General features: G+C 70.4%; 16 protein-coding genes. 7 read left to right on the top strand and 9 right to left on the bottom strand.

Annotated features, from left to right (window positions below):
* The first annotated feature begins 411 nt into the window (after positions 1-411).
* On the top strand, positions 412-1083 hold the full coding sequence (locus ACNF49_RS01760) for an NAD(P)-dependent oxidoreductase (protein ID WP_357966673.1): 672 nt from the start codon (positions 412-414) through the stop codon (positions 1081-1083).
* A 31-nt stretch (positions 1084-1114) separates the two neighbouring features.
* Positions 1115-1504: an antibiotic biosynthesis monooxygenase family protein gene (locus tag ACNF49_RS01755; protein ID WP_482942598.1), complete on the top strand. Its 390-nt coding sequence runs from the start codon at positions 1115-1117 to the stop codon at positions 1502-1504.
* Positions 1505-1618: 114 nt separating this feature from the next.
* On the opposite strand, the gene ACNF49_RS01750 is transcribed toward ACNF49_RS01755, so the two are convergent.
* The gene (locus tag ACNF49_RS01750) at positions 1619-2083 is read right to left on the bottom strand and encodes a DoxX family protein (protein ID WP_482942597.1); all 465 of its coding nucleotides are present in this window, start codon (positions 2081-2083) and stop codon (positions 1619-1621) included.
* Between the two features lie 28 nt (positions 2084-2111).
* The gene (locus tag ACNF49_RS01745) at positions 2112-2570 is read right to left on the bottom strand and encodes a carboxymuconolactone decarboxylase family protein (RefSeq protein ID WP_357966680.1); all 459 of its coding nucleotides are present in this window, start codon (positions 2568-2570) and stop codon (positions 2112-2114) included.
* A 135-nt stretch (positions 2571-2705) separates the two neighbouring features.
* Between ACNF49_RS01745 and ACNF49_RS01740 the strand changes: the two genes are divergently transcribed.
* Positions 2706-3584: a sigma-70 family RNA polymerase sigma factor gene (locus ACNF49_RS01740; protein WP_357966683.1), complete on the top strand. Its 879-nt coding sequence runs from the start codon at positions 2706-2708 to the stop codon at positions 3582-3584.
* Between the two features lie 23 nt (positions 3585-3607).
* Here the strand turns inward: ACNF49_RS01740 and ACNF49_RS01735 are convergent, their stop codons facing one another.
* From ACNF49_RS01735 to ACNF49_RS01720, 4 genes are all read right to left on the bottom strand, one after another.
* A complete protein-coding gene (locus tag ACNF49_RS01735; RefSeq protein WP_482942596.1) occupies positions 3608-4081 on the bottom strand; it encodes a carboxymuconolactone decarboxylase family protein in 474 nt (157 codons plus the stop codon).
* A 73-nt stretch (positions 4082-4154) separates the two neighbouring features.
* On the bottom strand, positions 4155-4475 hold the full coding sequence (locus tag ACNF49_RS01730) for a hypothetical protein (protein ID WP_482942595.1): 321 nt from the start codon (positions 4473-4475) through the stop codon (positions 4155-4157).
* Between the two features lie 84 nt (positions 4476-4559).
* Positions 4560-4859, bottom strand: coding sequence for an MFS transporter (locus ACNF49_RS01725; protein WP_482942594.1), 300 nt, complete (start codon positions 4857-4859; stop codon positions 4560-4562).
* A gap of 8 nt (positions 4860-4867) precedes the next feature.
* Positions 4868-6031 (bottom strand): serine hydrolase domain-containing protein, encoded by a 1164-nt coding sequence (locus ACNF49_RS01720; RefSeq protein ID WP_482942593.1) that lies wholly within the window; start codon positions 6029-6031, stop codon positions 4868-4870.
* A gap of 143 nt (positions 6032-6174) precedes the next feature.
* Between ACNF49_RS01720 and sigJ the strand changes: the two genes are divergently transcribed.
* Positions 6175-7062, top strand: a complete 888-nt coding sequence (gene sigJ, locus ACNF49_RS01715; RefSeq protein WP_482942592.1) for an RNA polymerase sigma factor SigJ — start codon at positions 6175-6177, stop codon at positions 7060-7062.
* A 49-nt stretch (positions 7063-7111) separates the two neighbouring features.
* Positions 7112-8041: a YobF C-terminal domain-containing protein gene (locus ACNF49_RS01710; protein WP_482942591.1), complete on the top strand. Its 930-nt coding sequence runs from the start codon at positions 7112-7114 to the stop codon at positions 8039-8041.
* Between the two features lie 187 nt (positions 8042-8228).
* On the opposite strand, the gene ACNF49_RS01705 is transcribed toward ACNF49_RS01710, so the two are convergent.
* Both ACNF49_RS01705 and ACNF49_RS01700 read right to left on the bottom strand, forming a co-directional pair.
* Positions 8229-9428, bottom strand: a complete 1200-nt coding sequence (locus ACNF49_RS01705; RefSeq protein ID WP_482942590.1) for a serine hydrolase domain-containing protein — start codon at positions 9426-9428, stop codon at positions 8229-8231.
* Between the two features lie 36 nt (positions 9429-9464).
* Entirely contained in the window at positions 9465-10988 is a 1524-nt protein-coding gene (locus ACNF49_RS01700; protein WP_482942589.1) for a serine hydrolase domain-containing protein, read from the bottom strand.
* A gap of 236 nt (positions 10989-11224) precedes the next feature.
* Between ACNF49_RS01700 and ACNF49_RS01695 the strand changes: the two genes are divergently transcribed.
* Together ACNF49_RS01695 and ACNF49_RS01690 are read left to right on the top strand one after the other, a co-directional pair.
* A complete protein-coding gene (locus ACNF49_RS01695; protein WP_482942588.1) occupies positions 11225-12427 on the top strand; it encodes a helix-turn-helix domain-containing protein in 1203 nt (400 codons plus the stop codon).
* A gap of 25 nt (positions 12428-12452) precedes the next feature.
* Positions 12453-12962: a hypothetical protein gene (locus ACNF49_RS01690; protein WP_482942587.1), complete on the top strand. Its 510-nt coding sequence runs from the start codon at positions 12453-12455 to the stop codon at positions 12960-12962.
* A gap of 15 nt (positions 12963-12977) precedes the next feature.
* Here the strand turns inward: ACNF49_RS01690 and ACNF49_RS01685 are convergent, their stop codons facing one another.
* Positions 12978-14273, bottom strand: coding sequence for a BtrH N-terminal domain-containing protein (locus ACNF49_RS01685; RefSeq protein WP_482942586.1), 1296 nt, complete (start codon positions 14271-14273; stop codon positions 12978-12980).
* Positions 14274-14547 lie beyond the last annotated feature (274 nt).

The following is a 14547-nucleotide window of genomic DNA, read 5'->3' as shown; positions in this document are numbered from 1 at the left end:
CCGCGGGCGCGGCAGCTGGGGTCCTGGCCACGCAGATGTAGGGCCATGGACAGCGTGATCTCGCCGGTCGCAGCGGCGCCGCCGATGGCCGTCCCGGGCGCGGGCCGACTCGACGGGCCAAGTCGGGCTTGCACCTGCCGCACCAGCTGTCACATTTCCGCCGCGCGCCGGGTCATGGAGGCGACGGAACGGGCTCGGCCGCCGACACCTCGCGGAGCGTCCCTCGCGAGAGTCGTCACCTTCGCCGTGTCCGCATCGTCGTACAGGCGAAGACGAAACGCGAGCAAGTGGGTGTCCGTATATGTCGGCGACGGGGGAGTCTTCGAGGCCGTCCCGCCGGCCGCCGTCGCCCACGCGCAGGGATCGCCTGCCTCGGCAACCCCCTTTTCATGAACCCGGAGGGACTCGTCCATGAAACTCACCGTCTTCGGCGCCAGTGGCGGCGTCGGCCGGCAACTGCTCGACCAGGCTCTGGCCAAGGGGCACGACGTCACGGCCGTCGTACGGAGTCCGGCCAGGCTGGACGGGAAGCCGGTCCGCGTCGTGCGTGCCGCCGACCTGGCCACGGCCGACGTCACGACGCTGCTGCCCGCCGTCGAAGGAGCCGATGCCGTTCTGTCGGCGCTCGGCCCGCCGAACAACGCCGCGGCCGGGGTGGCCTCCAGGGGCACCAAGGCGATCCTGGCGGCGATGCAGGCCGCCGGGGCCCGTCGGCTGGTCGTGGTGAGCGCCGCCCCGGTGGGCACCACCCCCTCTCCCGGCCGACCCAACCCGCCCCGGCACGACCCCGGCGACGGGCCGTTCCTGCGCTACGTGGTGTATCCGATCGTCAAGGCCGCGCTCCGTCCGCAGTACCTCGACCTGGCCGTCATGGAGGACGACGTGCGCGACAGCGGCCTGGACTGGACGGTGCTCCGGCCGGTGCAACTGACCGACAAGCCGGTGACCGGCGCCTACCGGACGGCGGTGGGACAGAACGTGCCGGGCGGCCGGTACGTCTCACGCGCCGACGTGGCCCACGCCATGCTCGCGGTGCTCGACCGGCCGGAAACGGTCGAGCAGGTCATCGGCATGGCGAACTGACCCTCTGCTCACCGATCACCAGGGAGAACCCATGAATGAAGTTCCGATCACCCGTACCGAGACGCCGGTCGACGAGCCGATCACCATGATCAACGCCTTCACCGTCCCGATGGAGGAGTCGGAGACGTTCCTGCCGCTGTGGATGGAGAACGCCGAGATCATGGCAAGGCAGCCGGGATTCGTCCGGGCGCGGCTGCACCGATCGATGATCGACGACGCCGAGCTGCGGTTCGTCAACGTGGCCCACTGGGAGAGCGGGAGGCAGCTCGAAGAGGCGCTGGGCAGACCCGAATGGCAGGAGAGCGCGCAGCGGCTGCTCAATGATCCCGGCCTGCACATCACCGCGCGGCCCAGCATCTACGAGGTCATCGTCGACCTCCAACCCTCCCGCGACGGAAGCGCCGCACCAGTGACGAGCTGAAGCCGGCACTGTGGCCCGGGGCATCCGCTGAAGGACATGCGGATGCCCCGGGCCATGGTGTTGTGTACGGCATGGCCATGATCACGTGCTTGATCATGGCCATGCCGGTATCTCCTACCGAACGGTCGACGCCCGTCGCGCCGGCGAGCTCGGCGCCGCGCGGGCGCTCCGGTCGTCGAGGGGGTGGAGCAGGTCCCGCCAGTCCGCCGGCCAGTTCGCCAGCGCCACGCCGATCATGATGATCAGGTGCAGCGGCGCCGACACCTCCTCATACAAGGGGGCGACGTCGATGAGGTGCGTCGTCACCGCGCCGATCAGCACGAACACCAGCCCCGCCGCGCCGATGAACCTGACCCGCCGCCGCGGGACGAGCATCGTCAACCCGAAGACGAGCTCCAGGGCGCCGACCACGAACCGCATCCACGGCGGCCAACCCCAGTCGACGAACTTCTCCGCGTAGGCCGGACCGAAGAAGGTCGGACCGGGCCAGAACTTGGTGACGAAGCCGATGAAGAACGACGCGGCCAGATACCAGTAGAGGACTGTGGCGAGCCGTCGCGGCCAGGTACGTGCGGTCATGAGCCCTCCGTCGTGTTCGCCATGCGACTCAGCCCCACTTCTGACCGGCGAGCTGCCGGGTGGTGACGTTGAGCCGGTTCGACAGGTTCGTGACCGCGGCCATCAGGATGATCGCGGCCAGCCCCGCCTCGTCGTAGTGCCGGGCCGCCTCGTCCCAGACGTCGTCGGGGACCGGGTCGCTGCGGTCGGCGAGCCGGGTGGCGGCCTCGGTGAGGGCCAGCGCGGCCCGCTCGGCGTCGGTGAAGTAGGGCGTCTCCCGCCAGGCGACGACCAGTCCCGTCCGCTCGTCGCTCTCGCCGCTCTTCCTGGCGCTACGGACCCCCGACTCCACGCAGGGGCCGCAACCGTTGATCTGGCTGGCGCGCAGGTGCACCAGCCCCAGCGTGGTCTCCGGCACGCCGCCCGTACGGGCGGCCTTGAAGAGCTCCTGGATGGGCGCCATCGCCGTCGGCAGGACGGCGGCGGGATTCTTCATCCGTGTCTGCATGTGTCTCTCCGCTTCATCGGCTGGACTTCCGCCCTGATGACCCGCCGCGAGGGGAGGTTGTGACAGCGCGCCGCCTGTCACATCTGCGCGGTCGTTTGCGTCATCTGTTGCAGACGGCACGAGAGGGACGGCGTCATGGAGGAGAAGGACCTGCTGGCCGGTTGGTTCCAGCAGCATCGCGACCATCTGTGGGCGGTGGCCTACCGGCTGCTCGGTTCGGCGAGCGAGGCCGACGACGCGCTCCAGGAGGCATGGCTACGGCTCAGCCGCGCCGGCGCGGAGGACGTGCGGAACGTGCCGGGCTGGCTCACCACGATCGTCGCACGGGTGGCGCTGAGCATGCTGCGCGATCGCCGGACGCGCCGCGAGGAGCCGCTACGCGTATCCGGTCCGGGCCCGATGGCCGGCCTTCGCGAGGCGGACGATCCGGAGCACGAGGTGGTCGTCGCCGATTCGGTCGGCCTGGCCCTGCTGGTGGTGCTCGACATGCTCGCGCCGGCGGAACGGATCGCGTTCGTGCTGCACGACATGTTCGCCGTGCCGTTCGGCGAGATCGCCTTGATCGTGAACCGTTCGCCGGCCGCGGCCCGGCAACTGGCCAGCCGCGCCCGCCGGCGCGTACAGCACCCGACGGGGCCGGGGGCCGGGACCGACTCCGCCAGACAGCGGGAGATCGTCGCCGCCTTCCGGGCCGCGTCCCGTGACGGTGACTTCGCGGCCCTGCTCGCGCTGCTCGACCCCGACGTCGAGATCAGCGCGGACCGCACCGCCGTGCTCTCCGGCGCGTCGAGGCTGGTACGAGGGGCGGACGGCGTGGCCGAGACCTTCGCCGGCCGGGCTCAGGCCGCCGAGCTCGCGCTCATCGACGGGGCGCCGGGTCTGGTGTGGGCGCCGGGCGGACGGCCACGGGTCGTCTTCGCCTTCACCGTCGCGAACGACCGGATCACACACGTCGACCTGCTCGCCGACCCCGAATACCTGGAGGACGTCGAACTGGTGATGCTCGGTGGATAGGCGTCCGGCCGGGCCGCCGATCACTAGGCCCAGGTGGTGCCTGCGGGGTCCTGGATGATGTTGTTGACGGTGTTGAAGAAGTTGCTGGTGGCCATCCAGAGGATCAGCGTCGCGCGCTGCCGCTCGTCGTAGTGCTTGACGAGTTCGTCCCAGATCGCGTCGGGGATGGCATCGGCGGAGCGGTCGTTCATCCGGGCGGCGGCTTCGGCCAGCGCCAGGGCGGCACGTTCGGCGTCGGTGAAGAACGGCGACTGCCGCCATGCCGCTACCGAGGTCAGCTGGTCGTCGGTGACCCCGGCCTTCCCGGCTTCGGCGGCGTCCGCGTACAGGCAGGCGCTGCCGCCGTTGATCTGGCTGCCGCGCATGGCGGCCAGCATCAGCGTGGCCGGGGCGACGACGCCGTCCTCCATGTCGTGCCGCATGGCCTGGAAGAGGGCCTGGATCGCTTGTCCCGCGTCCGGCACCAGGTAGGCGGGGTTGGTCATTCGTGCTTGCATGATTCGTTCCTTTCGAGAAGTCGGTGCGCCGGGACTCGCTCAGGGCGAGGTGCGCCCTGAGCGAGTCCGCCGGCTACTGCCTCCACTGCTCCGTCGGCGACACCCCGGGCAGCGGCTTGCCGATGAGGGCCAGGGGGATGAAGAAGCAGACCTGGCCGATGGCCATGATGAGCGTGGCGAGCGCCTTACGGAGGTTGCCGGTGTGCAGGCCCGTCAGGTACGTGTTGCCGACGATCTGCCCGGCGCACAACTGGAGCAGACTGATGGTGACCTCCGGGACGGAGCCGTTCCCGGTCGCCCTGAACAGGGCTCCGGCGATCTCCTTCAGCTCGGGGACGAGCACGGCCGGGTTGGACAGGCGCGACCGGCGGTGCTGCTGCTCGGTGCTGGTCATGGTGGTGGGGTTCCTTTCTGGTTCAACGGTGTTGGCGCTATGACGGATCCCGCGGGCCGAACGTGACCGGCGGGGCGATGGAGGTCAGCGAGGGGCGCTGCCGAGGGGTTCGGCGCTCCAGACGGTCAGTCCGGCGCGGAACAGCCTGCGCCGGCCGAACAGGTCACCGGCCCGGCCGCCCGCCGGCAGCAGGCCGCCGAAGGCCAGGGCGTAGGCGGTGAGGACCCAGTGCAGGTCCGCCTCGTCGATCCGCAGGCCGGCTCCGATGACGGGCAGGCCCACGGTCACGATGGTGCCGTCCATCACCATCAGCAGTTGCGCGGCGGCGATCACCAGGAGGGCGAGGCCGCTTCGCTCAGGACGGGGTGCGGTGCGTGTGCTCATCGCGGTCCTCAGGAGGTGGTGGCGCGGTGGCGTGCCGCGGCGTCGTGCACCGCGGCGGCCAGCCGGTCGTGCTCGGGGTAGGACCAGCCGAAGCCGAAGCGGCGGCGGGTGTAGCCGAAGGCGATGCCGCTGCGCGGGTCGGCGAAGGACTCCGAGCCCGCCGAGCCGTCGTGGCCGAAGGCGTTCGCGCTGAGGAACGGGTAACGCAGGCCCTTGGCCTGGAAGCCGAGCGCGTAGCCGCCCTGCCCGCCGCGGACCAGGTCGGCGCCGGTGGAGTGCAGCACGGAGAACTCGCCGACAGTGTCCGGTTCGAGCAGCGGGGGGTGGCCGTCGATGCCCCATACGGCCGCCACGTACAGGCCGGCCAGGCCGCGGGCGCTGCCCACCCCGCCGGCCGACGCCTGGCCGTTGGCGCGGACGGCGCGGGTGTTGGCGAAGGCCACCTGGTCCAGCGGTGGCGTGCTGTTGAGCCCGTAGCCGATGCCGAGGATGCTGTGCGGGCCGGGCACGTTCGACCAGAACGCGGCCTCCTGCTGTGGTGTGGCCCGCCACCACTGGATCGGCCGGAACCGTTGCTCTTCGGCTTCGGGCAGCCCCAGGTAGAGGTCCAGCCCGTAGGGCGCCCGGATGCGCTCGTCGTAGACCTGCTGCAGCGACCGGCCGGTGACCCGCCGGATCACCTCGTTCACCATGGCGAACGAGACGAACCCGCCGTAGCCGTAGGCCGAGCCCGGCTTCCAGTACGGCCGCTGCCCGGCCAGGCGGCGCGCGATCACCGCGTCGTCGGCCAGCTCGGCGGCCGACAGTCCGCCCTCGACGCCGATGACGCCGGAGCGGTGGGTCAGCACGTCCCGCAGCGTGATCCCGTCCTTGCCGGCGGCGGCGAACTCCGGCCATCGCCGGGCCACCGGCTCGTCCAGATCGAGGACCCCGTCCTGCACCAGCAGCGCCACCACCAGCGTCGCGGCGCCCTTCGTGGCGGAGTAGACCCCGGTCAGCGTGTCGCCGCTCACCTCGTCCCCGGCCCACAGGTCCACCACCGGCCGGCCGTGCGCGTAGGCGGTCAGTTGCGCGCCCACCTGGCCGTCCTGCTCGGCGGCCACCTCGGCGAACGCCTCGCGCACCTGCTCGAAGCCGTCCGCGACCGTTCCGTGGACATCCGTCCTGCTCATCGTCGGCAACCCTTCGTGAGTGAGTGTCGGTCGCCGGCATGACGGATGGTCCGCAGGAAAGGTGACCGGACGCGTTCACGGTCACCTTTCACCGGTTCGATGCGTCAGCGCTCTGACGTGGCTGACATGAGAGGAATGCAACCGTGACACCCCAGGACTTCCTTGCCGACCGGTTCCAGGGGCACCGCCCTCGTCTGAAGGCGGTCGCGTACCGCATGCTCGGCTCGCTGAGCGAGGCCGAGGACGCGGTCCAGGAGGCATGGCTGCGGCTGGCACGTTCGGACTCGGGCGACATCGACAACCTCGGCGGCTGGCTGACCACCGTGGTCGGCCGGGTGTGCCTGGACATGCTCCGCGCCCGCAAGTCTCGACGCGAGGAGTCGCTGGAGGAACGCCTTCCCGATCCGATGATCAGCCGCGCGGATGCCGCCGACCCGGAGCGGGAAGTGCTGCTGGCCGACTCGGTGGGCCTGGCGCTCCTGGTCGTGCTGGAGTCCCTGACCCCCGCCGAACGGCTGGCGTTCGTGCTCCATGACATGTTCGGGATGCCGTTCGAGCAGATCGCGCCCATCGTGGACCGCACTCCCACGGCGGCCAAGAAGCTCGCCAGCCGGGCACGCCTGCGGGTACGCGGCGCGACCCCCAATCCCGACCCCGATCTGAGCAGTCAGCGCCGGGTGGTGGACGCCTTCCTCGCCGCCGCCCGCGACGGCGACCTCGCCGCGCTGGTGTCCGTCCTCAACCCCGATGTGACGCTGCGCGCCGACGGCGGGACGCTCACCGGCGGCATGCGGGTCATCAGGGGCGCCGCGGCCGTGGCGGGACAGCTCGCCACCTTCCAGCGTATGGCCACGAGCGCCACCATCCACCCGGCGCTCGTCAACGGCCTCGCCGGCCTGGTCAACACCATCGACGACGAGCTGATCTCGGTCATGAGCTTCACGGTCTCCGACGGCAGGATCGCCACGATCGACATCCTGTCCGACCCCGACCGCCTGGCTCGGCTCGACCTCACCCACCTGGAGCCGTGACGCCGATGGACTTGACCCTGACACCGTGTCAGGCGGCACGGTGCGGAGCATGTCGGTCATCTATGTCGGCTCCGGGCCGTACTGCTACGCCAACTCCCTCGCGATGGCCCTGGGCGGCGAGGCGCCGCCGCCGGCCGTGATCGAGGTCCTGACGGGCTCCCCGTACGGGATGCAGCTCATCGGCGGCCGGTTGCCGCTGTTCGACGCGTACGGCTGGGACCCCGAGATCGGGATCGACGCCGCGCTCGGCCTGCTCGGCTGGGAGTGCGAGCGCGCGGACGGCGGGACGGCGGCGGCGGCGCTCGACCGGCTGCGCCGGGCCTGCGAGGACGGCCCGGTGCTGGCCGGCCCGCTCGAGCTCGGCCTGCTGGCCTACCAGCCCGGGTCGGGCGAAGCGGTCGGCGCCGACCACTACCTGGTGGTGCTGGAAGTGGCCGGCGACACCGTGCTCGTGCACGACCCGCAGGGCTACCCGTACGCCACCCTGACGGTCGACGCCTTCGCCGAGGCGTGGCGCGGAGAGCTGATCCCCTATCTGGAGCGGCCGTTCCGGATGCGGCACCGCTTCACCCGCCGTGAGCAGGTCGGCCCGGAGGAGGCGCTGCGGCGCTCGCTGCCCGCCGGACTGGCCTGGCTGGCGGGCCGTACGGATGTGGAGGTCCCGCCCGGCACGCTGGGGCTGGCCGAGGCCGCCGAGCGCACGGCCGAACTGGTGGAGGAAGGGCTGGATCCCGAGAGCAGGACGCTGTGGCAGGCGTTCGCGGTGCGGGTGGGCGCCCGCCGCCTCAACGACCTGGCGGCCTGCCTGTCGTCCCTGCGCCTCGACGCGGGCGCGGCCATCGCCGCCGAGCAGGCCCGCATCGTCGGTGGGTTGCAGGGGCCGCTCGTGGCGGGCGACGACGCGGCGCTGGCGGCCGGGCTGCGCCGATTGGCTCCGACGTACGAACGGCTGCGCACCGCCCTGCTCCCCGTCCGCTAACAGCTCCAGGCACCGATCACCCCGCCACTCCGTCTGCGCGGCCAAGTTGGGCTTCCAAGCCTGTGCACCAGCGGGAAGAGGCCCGTCACCAGCGGGAACGCGGTGACGGGCCTCTCTCGTTCCGCCGCCGACGTCCCCTTCCCCGACGCGCCTGCGGCCACTCGCTTCTCGGAAGGCAGAACCCGGCCTATCTGGCCGGTTCGCGCTGGTCGGCCGGCGTGTCGCAGAACTCCTGCTTGACGAGGGCGTCCACAAGCGCAAGGAAGTCCTTCGCCGGACCTCTGGTGGCCGAGTCCTGCCAGGTCACCGAGGCGGTCAGGGTCTTGCTGCCGTCGGGCGAGCTGTACATCAGCGCCCCGTAGCCGTGCGGTGGGCTGCCGTTGTGCTGGTAGACGGTGCCGCAGCCGGAGCCCAGGTCCTGCGCCCATATGCCGAGGCCGTAGTCCTGGCCGGGGAGCGGCGTGGGGATCGTCGTGCGCATCTCGGCCAGCAGCTCGGCGGGCAGGAGCCTGCCGCCGTTCAGTGCGGAGAAGAACGTGGTCAGGTCCTGCGTGGTGGAGATCAGGTCGCCGGCGCCGGTCAGCAGGGACAGGTTCTGGCGGGAGAGGTCGATCACCTTGTCCTTGTACTGGTAGTAGCCGTGGGCGTGCGGCCCGGGCAGTGCCGTCGTGCGGTTGCCCGCCGCGAGGGTGCCCCGCAGTCCGAGCGGGCCGGTGATGCGCCGCTTCAGCTCGGTGGCGTAGGAGTGGCCGGTGATCTTCTCGATCATCAGCAGCGCCACCGTGTAGTTGGTGTTGGAGTAGCTCCACTGCGTCCCGGGTTCGAAGCGCGGCTTCTTGGACAGCGCCAGCCGTACCAGTTCTTCGGGCTTGTAGCTCTTGAACCGGTTGGGAACCCATTCGTCTCCGTTGGCGGGGATTCCCGGTTCGTCCATTGTCCCGTCGGGCTTGTACTCGCCGGTGTAGTTGAAGAGCCCGCTGGTGTGGCGCAGCAGCATCCGTACGGTGATCCGCTCGTCCAGCCCGTAGCCGGGCAGGTGGTCGGCGGCGGGGCTGTCCAGCTCGATCCTGCCCTCTGCCACCAGTTGCAACACCATGGTCGCGGTGAAGGTCTTGATGATGCTGCCCGTCCAGAAGCTCCCGTTGGTCGGGGGCTTGGCGGCCGATCCCAGCTCGCGCACCCCGGCGCCGGCGGCCCAGTCGCCCTGCTGATCGCGCACCCGTAGCTGGATCCCGGTGAAGCCGGCGTCGACGAAGGCGTTCATCGCCTTGCGCAGCTCCGGGCGATCCGGTCCGGTGGAGGTGGCCATGGCGGGGGTGGCGGCTCCCGCCAGCACCGCCGCCGCGAGCGCCGCGACGGCCGTGCGCCGGCTGATCGTCGTGTTCATGGTTTTTCCTCGTTCCTGGGGTCTTGGTCGCGGTTGTCAGCTGGTGGTCCGGCCGTCGCGGAACACCTCGTCGATGAGCCGCTGTGTCGCCTGCTGGAAGGCCGCCGCCTTGGACAGGTCGGCGTCGTCCACGTAGGTCACCGAGGCCGTCATCGTCCTGCCGCCGTCGGGCGTGCTGTACATGAGCGCCGCGAAGCCCGCCATGCCGCCGTTGTGGTGGTAGACGGTGCCGCCGTTCTCGCCCAGGTCCTGCTCGAAGATCCCCAGGCCGTAGCCGATCTTCGGGTCCGGCTTGCGCATCTCGGTCAGCAGCTCGGCGGGCAGCAGCCGGCCGCCGTTCAGCGCGGAGAAGAACGTGTGCAGGTCCTGGGTGGTCGAGATCATGTCGCCGCCGGCGGAGATCCAGGAAGGATTCTGGCTGGTGACGTCCACCGTGTGCTCCCGGCCGCCGTCCTCGTACCGGTAGTAGCTGTGGGCGTGCGGCCCGGTGATCTCCGTCGAGGTGCCCGGCGCCTCGGTGCCCGTCAGCCCCAGCGGGCCCAGGATCAGCCGCTGCAGTTCCTCGGCGAACGAGCGGCCCGTGACCCGCTCGATCAGTAGCCTGGCCAGCACGTAGTTGGTGTTGGCGTAGCTCCAGTCCGTGCCCGGCTCGAAGCGCGCCGGCTTGGACAGCGCCAGCCGTACCAGCTCCTCGGGCTGGTAGGTGTGGAACCGGCCGTCCACCCATTCCTTGCCCGACCACGGGATTCCCGGCGCGAACGTCCCGTCGTCGTAGTACTCGCCGGTGTGGTTGAAGATTCCGCTGGTGTGCTGCAGCAGCATCCGTACGGTGATCCGCTCGTCCAGCGCGAACTCGGGCAGGTAGCCGTCCACCGGGCTGTCCAGCCCGATCTTGCCCTCGGCCACGAGCTGCAGCACCACGGTCGCCACGAACGTCTTGGTGGAGCTGCCGACCCGGAACCGTCCGTCCGCCGGTGGCTTCTCCGGCGAGCCCAGCTCGCGCACCCCCGCGGTGCCGACCCACTCGCCGCGCTCGTCGTTCACCCGCAGTTGCATGCCGGCGGCTGTCCCGGAGTCGACGAACGCCTGCATGGCCTTCTGCAGTTCCGGGCGATCCTGCCCGGCCACGGCGTTCGCTGCGCTCACCTCGGGCGTGGCCGGAGCGGCGTCGAGGGCTGCGCTGATCTTGCGGGCCATCTCGGTCATGGTGGGGCTGGGCCGCCCGTGGGTGGCCGCTTCGACGGCGACCAGGACGGTACGGCGGAAGTTGTCGGCCTCGGCCGGGTCCTGCTTCTTGAGCAGGCTCATGGAGGCGTTCAGGGCAGGCAGCACCTGGTCGGCGAGTTCGGCCACGGTCCTGCCGTACTTCACGCCCTTGGGCGCCTTGGCCAGCACGTGCCCGACCGGGCCGGTCGCGGAGGTCAGGGCGACGGAGCCCTCGGCGGCGGCCTTGTGCGCCGAACCGGCGGCGCCGGCGGCCGACATCAGCGAGACGGCGCCCCAGGCGGCGGTGCGCAGGGTGAGCCGGTCCTGGTCGGTGAGGGCGAGGGCGAGGGACATGGCGGTGCTCCTTCGGGCTGCTTCTGGCTGTCGGCGACGAGATCCGTTGGCGACGACAGGAACGTTACGGCCGTTGCCACAATCTTGGCAAGTATTTGCCAAAAGTAATTGCCAAGACCGTTGTGTATAGGCATCGGGGGCAGGCAAGAACTTGTCTGAGAGGAGGCAAATGAGCTAGCCTCTGGCGTGACCCTCCGGACGTCGGACGACGTCAACCGCTACCCGGGAGTTCGGACATGCTCGAACAACCAGTCTTCGGCCGCCGACTCAGGCAACTGAGGACCGAACGCGGCCTGACGCTCGCAGCCCTCGCGGGCGAGGGCATGTCCGCCGGATACCTGTCCCGGCTGGAATCAGGGGCGCGTCAGCCCACCGAACGGGCCATCACGCACCTGGCCGCACAGCTCGGCATCAGCCCCGCCGCGCTCACCCAGTCCACCGCCACCTCCCTCGCCCAGAGCCTGACCCTGGCCACCGGCCTGAGCCAGGACGAAGGCGGCCAAACCCTCAGCGACGCCCTGAAAACCTCCGGCGGGGAGGATCCCCTGCTGCGCTGGCAGGCCCTCTGGCAAGTCGCCGAATGGCGTCAGTGGCGTCAGGAGTACGCCGAGCAGCGGACATGCCTCGACGAGCTGGCCACGCTCAGCGCGCAGATCGGGCTACCCGAGCTGCAGTGCAGAGTGCTGGCCGCGCTGTCGCGCTGCATGCGCAGCACCGGAGAGATCGTCGGTGCCGTCGATGCCGCGACACACGCCTACGAGCTGGCCGAACGCGAAGCGCTGCCCGCCCGCGTGCGGGCCTCCACGCTGCTGGCCCTGGTGTCGGCGCTGGCCGAGGCGGGGCGGCTCCCCGACGCCGCCCGGCATGCCGACGAACTGCTCACGCTGGCGGACCAGGTCTCGGGAGCGCTGCGGGCCCAGGCCGTGTGGACCGTGGCCAACATCCGGGTCCGCCAGGGCGACCTCGACACCGGCGCGGAGCTGATGAACCAGGCCATCGACGGCTTCGACGGCCGTGAGGACCTGACGATCTGGATGCGCCTGCGCCTCGGCGCGGCCCGGCTCGACCTCAGGGCCGATCCGCCCAGAACGGAGTCCGCCCGGCGGCGTGTCACAGAGGTCCAGGCCGCGTTGCCGTTCGCGGGCGCCCCCACCATCGAGCAGCAACTGCTGGCCGTACGCGCCCGGATCGCCGTCCTCACCGGCGACCTCGACGAGGCCCGCACGGTCCTGGACCGGCTGACCGGCTTCGACGACCTGCTCACCTACCAGGAGCGGATGCGGCTCGACGTCCTGCGCAACCGCGTCCTGCTGCTGGAGGGCGAGCAGGACACGGCGCTCGCCGGGCTGCGCAAGCTCGCCGAGCAGGCCCAGCAGAGCGGCAACATGGACCTGGCCGCGGACATCTGGCGACTCGTCGCCGAATCCCTGACCAAGTAGGGATACAGCCCTACGATCGCCACCTATGAGCCCCTATGCGGAGACCGTTCGGGTGGAAGTGGACGTCGAGGACTGCAGCACGGTCTTACTGACGGACTGGGACGGCGACGACACAGGCGACGTGCTGTGGTCCGTCGCGCTCGTCACGGTGAGGAAGGCCATGGCTGAACTGTCGATCGTGTATCAGCACGGCGATGGCATTCCCTTCACGGTGACCATTGCTGACCACGACCCGGGCGCCGACCTCGACGGGTACGAGGAGATCGTGGAGATCGACTTCATGTCGGCCACCGGCGAGGTCTCCCTGATCGGATGGTGCATGGACTGGGACGACACGGCGATGCGCCGCCTTCCCCCGCTGCCGGCCGGTCCAGGCCTCCACCGGCTGCGCTACCACGTCCGCAGCACGGTTGAGCAGCGGCCGGAGTTCGACGGCAACCAGCACTACCTGCAGATCTGGCCCGCACAGCCGTCCCCGCCCGTCGTCGTCAAGCAGGGCGAGTGGATCGCTCATTTGAACGACGCCGCCACCTGAAGCTCGTGGCTGGGCCTACACCTGCTCCAGCGCTCGGGCACCCTGCTCTTCGAGTCGTACCGCCTGTTCCACCAGTCCGGCCAGATCGACGAACGACGCCCCGCCGGCCGCGGCTGCCGCCACCTGTGACCATTGCTCGCCCGCCTGCCGATAGACGGCCGCGGCTACGTTGTGGCCGGTCTCGGTCAGGAAGTCGGCATACAGCGGCCGCGTGGCGCCCGCACTGGTGTGTTCGGTCGTCAGGCAGTCCCGCAACCGGTCCAGGGCAGCGTCGGTGTCGGGGAAGCGGCGGGTCCAGCCCTGTTTGCCAGTGGTGTCGGCGAGCTGGGCGGCCAGTTTGCGCATGCCCGACAGGCCGAAGTTGGCGTCGAAGGAGTTGCCCAGCACCGGCCCGGTCAGCTTGGCCGCGGTGTCCCGGATGGCTTCGGCGACCTGCGGAGGTCCTGAGGCGGCTCCGGTGACCTCGATGAGCTGGTGCCTGGACTTCTTCGATGCCGACCAGGCGGCCATGAAGTCGGCCAGGGACAACTCGCCGGGCTGGTCGTCCCGCACGTGTACGGTCTGATCCTCGACGCCGAGCACCGCGACGTCGACGGGGTCGGGAAAGCGCAGCGGCGGCCGCCAGGGCAGCAAGTGGCGGGCGAGGGTGCAGATGGGGTGACGGCCGGCGTCCAGGGCGGTGCGCAGATTGCGTTCGGCGACCCTCGCTGAGCCGGTCCGGTGGATCTGATGCGGGACGCCGGCTCGCTTCAGTGCGAGCGGGATGATCGGCTCGGGATGTGCCTGGGCGACGATGGTGAGCATCGGCGGTTGTCCGGTGTACTCGAACACGAAGTACATGAACCCGATTCCGCCGCCGAGGCCGAGCAGCATGGCCTCGGAGTAGCCGTCGTCCCCCAGGACGCGACGCAGCAGCGCGGCCTCATGGTGGTGCCCAAGCCCTTGAGCGGAGTGCCCGGAGTCAGTGGGGGCATCGCGGTGGGCGGTGACGTGGCGGTGGGCGGTGGTGTAGGACTCGCCCGTCTTGGCCATACGCTCGCGCACGCGCCGCTTGAGATGCTTGTGGTCGGTCATGGTGATGGCTCCTGAGGCGGGCTCACGTGCGAGGACCCACGCTCCGGTCACACGGCCCGCCGTCTGGGAACAGACCGGCATGATTGCTACATCGGCCCCGAGGACATCGATCCCCTCAGCCTCCGCAGGCGCCGTGCGGCGTGGGCACGCGGTCAGGAGGTCAGGTGCAGGACGGCACCCGTCCAGAAGAATACCGAAGTGACCCATGTTGCGGCCATGGCCGCCGAGATGGAACACGACCTCACCTCCGAGCGCACCCAGGAGAGCCTGGACACCGCCCGAGCCGCTGGTGCTCGCCTTCGGGCGGGTCGACGGCGACCTGGATGCCCAGGTGGCGAGAAGGTTAAACGACTGCGCCCGAACCGCCTTGGCGGCCCTGTGGTCGCTGTAGATGGGCCATGGATTTCGGTATGAGATAGCAGGTTATGGCCGCCAGCACCCATGCGATTCCCAGGCCGATGCCAATCCATGAGATCACGAGCGGTGTCAGGAAGGATGCATTTGCTTCCGA

Source organism: Actinomadura sp. ATCC 39365 (assembly GCF_054392275.1).
Note: the sequence above shows the minus strand (reverse complement) of the source record. Positions and strands in the feature narration are given on the sequence as shown.